Here is an 11,044-nt window from a genome sequence, read left to right on the forward strand (position 1 = left end):
ATCAAACTTCACAATCATAATAAAGGCGCAAAAATGAAGTTAAGCTCAGCTCTTTGTGTTCTCGCATTAGCGGTTTCCTCAGTTCACGCTAAAGAATACTCCGCATCGGAACGTGCCATTCGTCTGGCTCAAGAGAACCTCCTTATCGACACGCATATTGATGTCCCCTATCGCATTAATGAAAAGTGGGATGATGTATCAAAAGCAACCCAAGGTGGTGATTTTGATTACCCTCGCGCGATGAAAGGCGGGCTAAATGCGCCTTTCATGTCAATTTATATCCCAGCCAGCCTAGAGTTTGAAGGTAAGGGGAAAAGCTATCAACTTGCCAATCAACTCATTGATGGCATGGAAGCGTTGGCGCAACGCGCTCCTCAAAAGTTTGCTATGGCGTATAGCACCAAAGATATCGAAGTGCAGTTTGATAAAGGCCTAATGTCCATCGCAATGGGCATGGAAAATGGGTCACCAATTGAAGGAGATCTCGCTAATCTTACACACTTCTTTGACCGGGGTGTCCGCTATATTACCCTTGCTCATTCGCAAAGTAACCACATCTCTGACTCTTCGTACGATGTCCGTAGAAAGTGGAAAGGCCTCAGTCCGTTCGGTAAGCAACTCGTTGTTGAAATGAATAAGATTGGCATGCTGATAGATGTTTCTCACATTTCTGATGCCGCATTTTATCAAGTAATGGAGGTATCCAAGGTACCTGTCATTGCATCTCATTCATCCCTTAGAAAATATACACCTGGGTTTGAGCGTAATATGGATGATGACATGCTCTTGGCACTGAAAAAAAATGGCGGCGTAATCCAAATTAATTTTGGTTCGAGCTTTGTTACTTCTTCGTCTCGTAGTTGGTATCACAAACGCAGCGCTGAAGAAAAAGAAGCAACCAGTCGCGGCGCTAATAAAACTGATTTCCGCGCGGCGTATATCGCCCGTAACCCATTCCCATTTGCCACGCTAGAGCAAGTATTAGATCACATTGATCACGTAGTGAAATTAATCGGCATAGAACATGTTGGTATTGGCTCTGACTATGATGGCGTCGGAGATTCACTACCGGTTGGTTTAAAAGACGTTTCTACTTACCCTAACCTAGTGCAAGGTCTACTCGACAGAGGGTATAGTGAAAAAGGCATTAAGCTTATCCTCGGCGGCAATACACTAAGAGTATGGAAGCAAGCTGAGGCATACGCCGCAAAGTTCTAATGTCAAATAGGGTAAGCTAACGCTTGCCCTTATTTTTGTGCTCAAGACTCGGTAAACAATAACTATCAAACAGCTTCATTTCACATTAAGGTGCCAGTGTCGAAAGCTGAATAGCAACCAAAACAAAAATACAGCATTTGAAGATTAAGTATGCTATTAAAAAAGACAAGGGATAAACACTAAAAAACACTTGAAGAAAGAAATAATTAGACTGATACAGGAATTGGTTGCGGGAGCCGGATTTGAACCGACGACCTTCGGGTTATGAGCCCGACGAGCTACCAGACTGCTCCATCCCGCGCCTGTATCGTTAAGTTTGTTTTACTTCTTTCTCAACTAAGAAGTTGGTTGCGGGAGCCGGATTTGAACCGACGACCTTCGGGTTATGAGCCCGACGAGCTACCAGACTGCTCCATCCCGCGCCTGTAATGTTAAGTTTTTTTTGCTTCTTTCTTAACTAAGAAGTTGGTTGCGGGAGCCGGATTTGAACCAACGACCTTCGGGTTATGAGCCCGACGAGCTACCAGACTGCTCCATCCCGCGCCTGTATGCATCTATCGATGCGACTTTAAGAAAGTGTTTTTTAAGCTCTTCCGTAAAGAGGTCGCTATAATATCTAAATTTATTTTTATTGCAAGGATTTGATGAAAATTATTTTTTAAGCGTTTAAAAAACACACAAAAAATCGAATTTAATTGTGAAAGTGTCATTTTGCATTGTTTATATAGGTCTCGGTGATGCTTTTCATACTGTTTTTAATTCTAAAAAGCATCACCCTTAAATTGCCAAATCACCTTTGGTGAGGGCTGATCAGTTTTTGAAATTGCCAATCTGGGTGACCCATGACAATGAAATCAGGATTTTCTGTTGTTTCTCGTTGGTTATAGGTCAAAGGGTTAAATTCAGCGTCCGTGATACACCCACCGGCTTCTTCAACGATCACTTGCGACGCACCTGTATCCCACTCACCAGTTGGACCAACTCGCAAAAAGCAATCGGCCTTACCTTCTGCAATAATGCATGCTTTTAACGAACATGAACCGAGCGCAATGGTATCAAACTGGCTATTCAAATATTGACTTACTGCTTCTATTTTCTGCCTACGACTGACTGCTAGCGTTAGAGTATCTGGCGGTGAGACAAAAATCTGTTCATCATGGCCATGTTCACGCTTAAAAGCCCCGCTCTCTTTAGTCGCAAAGTAAGTGATCCCCTTAGCTGGCCAATGGATCACCCCGAGTATGGGTTGATGATTTTCAATTAATGCAATATTCACTGCAAAATCACCACTTTCTAAGATAAATTCGCCCGTGCCATCCATTGGGTCTAGCAACCAATAACGTTGCCAACTCTGACGTTGATCTAGTGGAGGAATAGGTGTCTCTTCAGACATAATAGGGATCTCTGGCGCTAGTGCTGTAAGGCCACTTAGTAATACCTCATTCGCCGCGAGATCCGCAGCTGTGACAGGTGTGTGATCAGATTTTTCTTGCTGGCCAATATCCTCTTTTTGGTAAATCGCCATAATCGCTTTACCAGCCAGTTGTGCCAACTCAATACAAGGCTCTAAGTAGGTTTGCAACTTAAACCTCCTTTAGTAAAAACTGCTGTAACAACAATAGTGCAGCCACACTTCGTGCCTCAGTAAAGTCGGGTTGTTCAAGTAGCGTCTGCCAATCTGATGAAGGCCATTTAACCACCACTAAAGGTTCTGGCTCATCCCCTTCTAAACTCTCTGGGTACAAATCTTTAGCAACTAAGATATGCATATGCGCATTAAAATAGCTTGGTGCCAAAGAAACTGTTTTTAGATCAGCGAAAAAATTTGCACCAAAGCCGACTTCTTCTTTTAACTCTCGATTACCTGCCTCAACGGGCGTTTCCCCGGGATCTATCAACCCCTTGGGGAAGCCTAATTGGTAATCATGTGTGCCTGCACAATACTCTCTTACTAATAGTAGTTCATTTTCAGCAGTTATTGGCACAATCATCACAGCGCCACGTTTGCCTCCTTTAACGCGTTCATAAAGCCTTTGTTCTCCATTTGAAAACTGCAAAGAAAGGGCTTCTACGGTAAACAGCTTACTTTTCGCAACAACTTCTGACGATAAAATTTCCGGCGGACATGGATGCTTTTTCTGTGACATAAACTTTTATTTGCTATGATGGTGATAACATAATCATAAAGCCTTTGCAGTTAAAAGCCTATGCTAAATTGGTCAAATATCGACACAGTCCTACTTGATATGGACGGCACTTTGCTAGATCTTCACTTTGATAATCATTTTTGGTTAGAAATCATTCCTAAAGCACACGCAATCAAGCAGGGGATAAGCCTTGAGCAAGCCCGCGCGGACATTCTCGCAAGATATGATGCCGTCATGGGACAAATTGAATGGTACTGCTTAGACTATTGGCAAGCGCAGTTACAGCTACCTATCATGGAGCTAAAAAGAGAGATCCAAGATTTAATTTCCGTTCGTGAAGACGTACCAGATTTTCTACACGCCTTAAAGTCCGCAGGAAAAGAGCTTATTTTACTGACCAATGCACATCCAGATAGCCTCAGCCTCAAAATAGAACGCACACAACTCAGTGGCACGCATTTTGATGGCTATTTAGATAAAGTCATCTCGACGCATCAATATGGAGTAAGTAAAGAGAGCCAAAGTCTCTGGCAGCAAGTGCAAACAGATTTAAAATTTGATAAAGCTCGAACATTGTTTGTTGACGACAGCTTGAGTGTACTTGCAGCAGCAAAACAATATGGTATCGGCCATTTATTGGCGATTGAGAATCCAGATAGTCAGCAAGCTCCGAGAGAGATCACCGACTATCCAGCCATTAGCGACTATCGAACGCTACTGCCTATAATCTAAGCAGGGTAGCGCGCTTCTAAGCCGCTATATACTTGCTTTGCAAAGTCTGGGTGCTCGGTATCCAGGCTCTTCACAATTTCCACTAAATGTTCATTGTCTTCTTTTTCATCCCACTCTTTAATGTAGGTCCCTTCCTTATAACCGTGATCTTGGCGGAAGAAGTTCAACGTATTTTTACCGACATAACCACGGTACAAATCATCAACCGACATACCAATTTGCTGCATACACCCAGCAAAAGCAGCCGCATTAAATACTTTTTCGGCAACCGCACTTGCCGCTAATTGCTCTAGAGTTTGCTTAAAATCATCTGCTTTCTCAGGTGAAGCTAGTTCGGCATCTAATTGCTTTGCTAACTCTTCAAATGATTTTTCGCCGTCTATTCTCAACGACAGTCCAAAATGAAAAATATCTACCAGCTCTAAGATAACTTGCTCAGTATCCGGCGTTTGTTTTTTCCACCATTTCCAACCGTAGTGATCAAGCATCTCTGCACACTCAACCCATATTGCTCGATACCATTCAAAGCCTTGACTAAACCATTGCTCATGCACTTTGGTATTCATCGCATTTTGCATTTCCAGCATCACTACTAGCTTGGTGATATTTGCAGACATATTTACTCTCTTTGAGGTGATAAATAAAAAAGGATACACGTAATATCATACCCGAGCGAAAGTATTTCGTCACTTTGCCTGTCTAATAACATTCACTAATGCTTAATACAGAGGAACCTATGCCAATTTTACTGATTATTTGCCTGATTTTGATTACGCCATTCGCTTCTGCGGCGACTGTCACTAACATCAGCAACTCGCCTGAATCTGTGTCACCGTTATTACCAGGCCTTCAAGCCCCAGCATTTACTTTAAAAAATAGCCAAGGCAAAGCGGTCAATTTAGAAACATTGTATAAAAATAAAACATCAATTGTTGTTGTATATCGTGGTGGCTGGTGCCCATACTGCACGCGTCAACTAAAAGGTATCCAAGCTATTGAATCGCAGATTGCCTCATTAGGTGCTCAGATAATTGCTGTTTCGCCAGATTCACCTGAAGCGCTTGCAAAAAGCACAATTGAATCACCGAATTACTTACTGCTTTCAGATAACGAAATGGCCTATGCGCAAGCTTTAGGGTTAGCTTACTTCCTAGATAACAAAACGGCCACTGCATATCGTAATAAGCTTGGTGTGAACTTTGTCGACCTTGATGGTAATGACCGTGTTGCTCTTCCTGTTCCTGCGGTGTTTGTCATCGATAAAAAAGGCCTAGTTCAGTTTCAATATGCAAACCCTAATTACAAGGTTAGGTTAGATGAGAAAGTATTACTGGCAGCCGTCACTGCCGCCAGTAAACTTTAAATAAATAGAGCCGTTAAAGTATGTATCAAGCACTTTAACGGTTTTCTAAGCGGTTATAGTCGAATAAGCCGAATTCTACACCTCGATAACGCCTTGCAACATCGTGCAATAAATCGCTGTATTGCCAAAATTGTGGATGTGTTCTCCTGATACCAAACTGCGCTTTGAGTGCTCGGTAGCTCGTTTCGTCCACAACCTGCGAAAAACCAGCCGTAAATGCCTCAACATGAGCTTGATTAGGCAAATACCAAATGGCTTCTGGATAATCTCCAACAAACCCAGGGATCACCGTGACGTAATCCTCTTCATATGCACGCTGCCCAGATTCATTCAAAAGACTAGAAATATTGAAATGCGCATTGTGACGCAGCAACGTATAAGCCTGATGCGAGCCTTGTTCATTGCGGACAAGAATAAATGTTACTTGTGGTAACGTTTTGACGGCTGCAATTGGCAATCGGTTTAACTGTTTTAAACCATCGGGTACCGCGTGGTAGTCATACTCTTGATGCAATACATCGCTCAGTCGCTCGCTTATTTTTAGGTAAAGCTCTGATTGAGGGTCGTCTGTCTGATACTCAACTAGACTCTCTGCACCAAGTAAACTCTTGCGATTGATAAACTCACTCAGACTCAAATGTGACTGCCTATACCAGTACTTTTTAATCTCTTGTCGATGACTTTTTGGCAATAGGTTCAGATAGTTTTGCTCACCCTCTAAGCGAAGAAAATCCATGTACAAACGTGTTATCAGCTGATGACCAATATTACCGTATACATCAAAGCCCGCAACAAGTAAGTAATGGATCCGTTCAAACAGAGCATAGTCCAGTACCCATGCCGTCTTTGGCTGTTGCCCTACAAACCCTTTGACGACTGTTGCACTGTTGAAATGACGAAATATAGTCAGTGCCGCATTCGGGTTATGGCCATCCCCTTGCCATATAAGATCTAAGTCTAATTTACCGCCATGGTTAAAAATTTGGTTGGATAACTCCGTTTTTGCTTTGAGGTAATCATTTTGGCGTTTTGCATATTTCGCCCAACTCGACAAAGGAAGCACATTGCTCTGCTCAGCAGCCGGCAGCAGTAAATCATCATCATGCTCCACTAGTAACGCTTCTACCGCTGGATTGGCATTTTTATCTGGGTCCACAAAAGCGACCCAAAAGTGATCATTAATCACATTAAGTGCAATTTGCCCACGGCATACAGGCCCTTTGATAAAACCTTTTACGATAAGCTCAGCTTCATCCAACATAAACTGATAGCGTGACTTAACAGGAATGACAGCGAATGTTTTAAAAGGATTTGCAGCCAACTTAGGGGCATATCCTGGTAAATCATTGACTTCATAGTCATCGCCTAAAAACTGAGAATATAAACGGCCCATTTTATGATCATCTAACGCCAATGGAAGGTGCGTTTTTGACAATAGAGTGCTGCGTTCATGCATCAAGCGATAGTAAACCCGCGGCACTTTTGGATCATCAAATGGGCGAACCGTCGCAATTAACTCAATAGGTGTTCCTGGTGGCGTTTTAGAGCGAACTAATTTGAAAAAAGTATCTTGGCTGTACTTGGTGAAATATATATTGGCCAAATACCAATGTTCATATATATAACGCGCCGCTAATTGAGGTTTATTACCTGGTTGATTTAAAAACTGCTCCCATTTATCTACCTGCTTTTGTATCTCCTGTGAGGGTGGGGCAATCTCCCCCATTTGCGCGCCTTGCTGCAACCAATTTTGTAATTGAGCAAACTCATGATTAGTCAATGCAGGAAGGCCATAAGGCATACCGCCATGCGGGTTGGTCTTCGCGTAATCGTCATACTCGTCTCTTGTCGGGCAGCTTTGCGCCCTATCCAGAGAGAATTCAAACTCATTGCCTAGTATGGCTTGCTCAGGAAAGCTATTGCGCTGCTTTAACAACAAGCTTTGATACATCACACCACCGTGCAAGTTCGCATACTCAGTCTGCACGCGTTCATTCAATACCGGAGAAAAACCTTTGTCTCGCCACTGAGCAGTCGTTGTTGCGTCAAATAGCAATCTAGTAGGAGATTCAGCTAAAAGTCGCGTACCATCGTATACTAAGGTTTTACTTAACCCCCTATCAATGCCCTGTGGAGAACTAAGCTTGAGCTGACAGGGTGCATCATAGCAACCATGACATACAACACAGCGACTATCTAAAACTGGTTTTACTTGTTGTAAATATTTGGCTCCACCTTGAGAGTAAGAAACCACACGCTCTCGCGACTGCTCAGGACCAAATAAATCGTCGTAATGACTGACACCTAAAACCGCACACCCACTCAATAAAATGAGTATGCTCACCAGCCAGATAAAACGCTTCTGCGGCATTGCATGACTCCAAAGTTAGTTTTCTGGTCGCTCGTTATCGTTATCCTCTTCATCATCGAGGCCTAAGTCGAACGTTGGCATCATATCTATCGGCGGCGAGACAAATAAGGCATCTGCATCAGCAGGGCTCAGTACTGCACTTAATACCGGGCCATGATTTAATAGTAATTGCGCTTGATGACCACTCGCCATTAAAACTGTATAACTGGCTTCAATATCTTGTAATTCATAGCTTTCTAACGGAATACTAATACTTTGTTCAGGTGCAGGGTTTTGACATAGATTGGCAAGTAGATCAGCTGTTAAGTTGACTGAAATTTGCATGTCGGGACTGTCGATATCACGACTCTCTAATTCATCGTCTAATAAAAACAAAGGCAGGGTTAGCGGAGTGTTTTCTTGTAGTTCCATGCTCATACTCTAGAATCATTTTGTGCAAGTGTAGCATAGTTCCATGAACCAAAACCGAACAATATATCTCGTAAAAAGGGCATCGTGAACAGCCCTTTTAAGCGGTTAACCAACTACCAAGGTAGTACATCGCCATTAGAGTGCCAAAAGCTACCTGAATTGGTTAGATGCAGCTCTTCTATTCTCTGGATCAAACGGCTTGCAGCTTCTTCTGGCCCAATATCCCCAGCATAATTCACCATTTGAGTTTGCACAAATCCTGGATGCAATAATGCGACAGCGACGCCTCTTGGCTTCAACTCATGAGCGAGGCTCACCCCTGCGGCATTCAGGGCAGCCTTTGACATGCGATAGCCGATATAAGCACCTGAACCATTATCAGCAATCGAGCCCATTCGGCTAGTCACCATCGCTACTTTGGCACCTGAATTTAATAAAGATTGCAAGGCATACGTTACTCGAACAGGCGCGACCGCATTAACAGCGAGTTGAGCCTCAACACGCGCAAAGTCCATATCATGAAGGCTTTCATTACTGAAAATACCCGCATTATTTATTAAGATATCAATATTTCGACCTTGCAACTGCTGGGCAAGTGCCATAACGTCAGCTTCTCGGCTGACATCAATGTTGGAAATAATATCAACTGAGAGCGCTTCTAACTCTTTCGAACTCTGCCTCACTACAGCCGTAACTTGATAGCCTTGTTGTGAATATTGGCGGCAAAACTCTAACCCAATACCTCGATTAGCACCTGTAATGACAATATGCTTGTCCATTCTCTATTTCCGTTATTTTGATATACCTGCATATAGAGTTGGGGGCACAAATTGACAGATTCAAGGAGAGCATAGACGCAAAATACCAGAGTGTCGGAGTTCTGCTAGGCTTATAGCACTACCCCCACTACGGAGCAAGTAATGTGAAGCTCTTGATCGCGATGGCGGCTATACTTTTTGCACTTCAGTCGGTTGCCAAGGAATACAATATCAATGTAAGTGAAAGCATGTCATTTCACTTAGGTAAAAAGCAGGTGGAGCAAATATTCACAGCAATATATGAACCTCTCGATATTGCGCCACAATTTCATTACTTACCCTCTCAAAGAGGGCTTCGATGGGTGAATCTAGGTCAGTTTGATGCAGAAGCTGGCCGAGTAGAAAGTGCCATGCATCAATTCGACTCGCTTATTCCGATTCCAACCCCGCTAGCAACCGTACGCCTCGCGGTTTTTTGCTTGGACCCTCAGTTTTGCCAAGTAAATTACAAGGAAGGCATGGTTATTATCAAAGGAAGTTTACTATCTGTACAATTTTGCGAGCGTTTTGCGCTCAATTGCCATGCTGTCCAAAATACAATTTCAGCTTTTCAGGCATTGGCCAAAAGCCACAGCCTTCAGCTTTTAGCCACAGATCATTTTAGCATTGGTTCATTGTGTGATTCTGGACTGCAAAAAATCTATATGTATACCTTACCAGGGCAGGGGGTAAACGTGCGGCACTATATCCACAAAAAGCACTTACCCCTGCTCTCTAAAATTGATCTCAGTATCAAAGAAAAGCTCGCTAACGGCGAGCTAAACGCATTTATTAATAGGCTAAGTAATGAATTTGCCAACTGCAATGGCGAGATCATTGAACTTGTCGCTCCACCAAGCCCTAAGGATCAATTGTATCCATAGATGAAGCCATTACAGAAAACACCGCGCCTTGTGGATCTGTTATTACAGCAAAACGCCCAACATCGGGAATATCAGTTGGTGGGACGCATACCTGACCACCAAGTGTTGCTGCTTTTTCCGCACTCTCATCACAGTCTTGTACTGCAAAATACAACATCCAATGAGGCGGCACCCCTTGCCATTCTGCGGTCATTTGCAACATACCGGCAACAGGTTTGCCGTTGATACTAAATATCACATAATCCATATTGTCCATCGCTTGATGTGTTGCCTGCCAACCTAGTAACTCACAATAAAACTCTTCACTCTTTGCACTGTCTTGGCTCGCTAACTCATACCAATACGGCGTTCCGGCTTCTGACTCCCTTTTTGTGCCAACATGACCGCCAGCTTGCCAAAGCGCAAAATGGGCACCTCCAGGCTCATGTAGTAGCACCATTCTGCCTGCTTCCGGTACATCATGTGGCCCAGCTATGATTTCAGCACCTAAAGCCTTAGCACGCTCAGCCAATTCATCTACGTTGCCTACAGCAATATAACCTAACCAATGACTTGGTACTTGCGCTTCCTTTTGTTCTGGCATCATTTGATACATGGCCGCTATATCGTCTTCTTTTTTTTGTAGCATGGTATAGAAACAATCTTCGCCAATTGGTTGATCGACACTCTGCCAACTAAATAGCTGAGTATAAAACGATTTACCCGCTCCCCAATCAGAGCTACATAGCTCTGACCAACAAAACTCCCCTATTTGTTTTCTTTCAATACGTGCCATGATTATTATTCCTGATAGACTAATCCACTTACAGTTAAGCAGATATTGTGTTATTCGCAATCTCGAATGATTTAGGAAGGTGCACAGGACGATGAGAAGCCAAAGAAACGCTTCGCGTTAGTCGTGTAAGGGTTAATGACAGCGAGCGAGGCGAATACGTTTACTTTGCGCAAGGTGAAGTAACCCATTTTAACAAGTGACAAGAGACTCATTTATAGATACGAAAATTCTGCATCAAAAGTACGATTTAGCACCAACAACAAAAAACCCGCTGCATTTCTGCAACGGGTTTCTTTAATTGGGCCCTTGGTGCGCTACGCAGTAGGATGTCCTACTTTCACATGGG

11 protein-coding genes and 3 tRNA genes are annotated in these 11,044 nt (G+C 43.2%); 4 read left to right on the forward strand and 10 right to left on the reverse strand.

What is annotated here, in order from left to right; genetic code table 11:
- Nucleotides 1-33 precede the first annotated feature (33 nt).
- The gene (locus N482_RS01195; protein ID WP_063375346.1) at nt 34-1,218 is read left to right on the forward strand and encodes a dipeptidase; all 1,185 of its coding nucleotides are present in this window, start codon (nt 34-36) and stop codon (nt 1,216-1,218) included.
- Between the two features lie 224 nt (nt 1,219-1,442).
- Here N482_RS01195 and N482_RS01200 read toward each other — a convergent pair.
- From N482_RS01200 to nudE, 5 genes are all read right to left on the reverse strand, one after another.
- A tRNA-Met gene (locus N482_RS01200) sits at nt 1,443-1,519 on the reverse strand.
- Between the two features lie 44 nt (nt 1,520-1,563).
- Nucleotides 1,564-1,640, reverse strand: a tRNA-Met gene (locus N482_RS01205).
- A gap of 44 nt (nt 1,641-1,684) precedes the next feature.
- A tRNA-Met gene (locus N482_RS01210) sits at nt 1,685-1,761 on the reverse strand.
- 247 nt (nt 1,762-2,008) lie between these two features.
- Nucleotides 2,009-2,800, reverse strand: coding sequence for a 3'(2'),5'-bisphosphate nucleotidase CysQ (gene cysQ, locus N482_RS01215; RefSeq protein ID WP_063375347.1), 792 nt, complete (start codon nt 2,798-2,800; stop codon nt 2,009-2,011).
- A gap of 1 nt (nt 2,801) precedes the next feature.
- Nucleotides 2,802-3,365 (reverse strand): ADP compounds hydrolase NudE, encoded by a 564-nt coding sequence (nudE, locus tag N482_RS01220; RefSeq protein WP_063375348.1) that lies wholly within the window; start codon nt 3,363-3,365, stop codon nt 2,802-2,804.
- Between the two features lie 60 nt (nt 3,366-3,425).
- On the opposite strand from nudE, the gene yrfG reads away from it, so the two are divergent.
- A complete protein-coding gene (yrfG, locus tag N482_RS01225; RefSeq protein ID WP_063375349.1) occupies nt 3,426-4,097 on the forward strand; it encodes a GMP/IMP nucleotidase in 672 nt (223 codons plus the stop codon).
- Here the strand turns inward: yrfG and N482_RS01230 are convergent.
- Nucleotides 4,094-4,714, reverse strand: coding sequence for a dUTP diphosphatase (locus tag N482_RS01230; RefSeq protein WP_063375350.1), 621 nt, complete (start codon nt 4,712-4,714; stop codon nt 4,094-4,096). The genes yrfG and N482_RS01230 overlap by 4 nt on opposite strands.
- Nucleotides 4,715-4,833: 119 nt before the next feature.
- On the opposite strand from N482_RS01230, the gene N482_RS01235 reads away from it, so the two are divergent.
- Nucleotides 4,834-5,460, forward strand: a complete 627-nt coding sequence (locus N482_RS01235) for a peroxiredoxin-like family protein (protein ID WP_063375351.1) — start codon at nt 4,834-4,836, stop codon at nt 5,458-5,460.
- Nucleotides 5,461-5,494: 34 nt separating this feature from the next.
- Here N482_RS01235 and N482_RS01240 read toward each other — a convergent pair whose 3' ends face one another.
- From N482_RS01240 to N482_RS01250, 3 genes are all read right to left on the reverse strand, one after another.
- Entirely contained in the window at nt 5,495-7,831 is a 2,337-nt protein-coding gene (locus N482_RS01240; RefSeq protein ID WP_063375352.1) for a fatty acid cis/trans isomerase, read from the reverse strand.
- Between the two features lie 15 nt (nt 7,832-7,846).
- On the reverse strand, nt 7,847-8,242 hold the full coding sequence (locus tag N482_RS01245; RefSeq protein ID WP_063375353.1) for a hypothetical protein: 396 nt from the start codon (nt 8,240-8,242) through the stop codon (nt 7,847-7,849).
- Nucleotides 8,243-8,355: 113 nt separating this feature from the next.
- A complete protein-coding gene (locus N482_RS01250) occupies nt 8,356-9,021 on the reverse strand; it encodes an SDR family oxidoreductase (protein WP_063375354.1) in 666 nt (221 codons plus the stop codon).
- Between the two features lie 143 nt (nt 9,022-9,164).
- On the opposite strand from N482_RS01250, the gene N482_RS01255 reads away from it, so the two are divergent.
- Entirely contained in the window at nt 9,165-9,923 is a 759-nt protein-coding gene (locus N482_RS01255; protein WP_063375355.1) for a hypothetical protein, read from the forward strand.
- Here the strand turns inward: N482_RS01255 and N482_RS01260 are convergent.
- Nucleotides 9,901-10,698 carry a VOC family protein gene (locus tag N482_RS01260; RefSeq protein ID WP_063375356.1) on the reverse strand — a complete coding sequence of 266 codons (798 nt, stop codon included), beginning with the start codon at nt 10,696-10,698 and terminating at the stop codon, nt 9,901-9,903. The two genes, N482_RS01255 and N482_RS01260, sit on opposite strands and share 23 nt — an antisense overlap.
- Nucleotides 10,699-11,044: the final 346 nt, after the last annotated feature.

It is taken from the genome of Pseudoalteromonas luteoviolacea NCIMB 1942 (assembly GCF_001625595.1).
GTDB classification, from domain to species: Bacteria; Pseudomonadota; Gammaproteobacteria; order Enterobacterales; family Alteromonadaceae; genus Pseudoalteromonas; species Pseudoalteromonas luteoviolacea_A.

Coding starts and splice junctions, on each gene's coding strand:
- N482_RS01240 (WP_063375352.1), bottom strand. CDS start 7,831: ATGCCGCAGAAGCGTTTTATCTGGCTGGTGAGCATACTCATTTTATTG.
- N482_RS01245 (WP_063375353.1), bottom strand. CDS start 8,242: ATGGAACTACAAGAAAACACTCCGCTAACCCTGCCTTTGTTTTTATTA.
- yrfG (WP_063375349.1), top strand. CDS start 3,426: ATGCTAAATTGGTCAAATATCGACACAGTCCTACTTGATATGGACGGC.
- N482_RS01250 (WP_063375354.1), bottom strand. CDS start 9,021: ATGGACAAGCATATTGTCATTACAGGTGCTAATCGAGGTATTGGGTTA.
- N482_RS01195 (WP_063375346.1), top strand. CDS start 34: ATGAAGTTAAGCTCAGCTCTTTGTGTTCTCGCATTAGCGGTTTCCTCA.
- N482_RS01230 (WP_063375350.1), bottom strand. CDS start 4,714: ATGTCTGCAAATATCACCAAGCTAGTAGTGATGCTGGAAATGCAAAAT.
- nudE (WP_063375348.1), bottom strand. CDS start 3,365: ATGTCACAGAAAAAGCATCCATGTCCGCCGGAAATTTTATCGTCAGAA.
- N482_RS01260 (WP_063375356.1), bottom strand. CDS start 10,698: ATGGCACGTATTGAAAGAAAACAAATAGGGGAGTTTTGTTGGTCAGAG.
- N482_RS01235 (WP_063375351.1), top strand. CDS start 4,834: ATGCCAATTTTACTGATTATTTGCCTGATTTTGATTACGCCATTCGCT.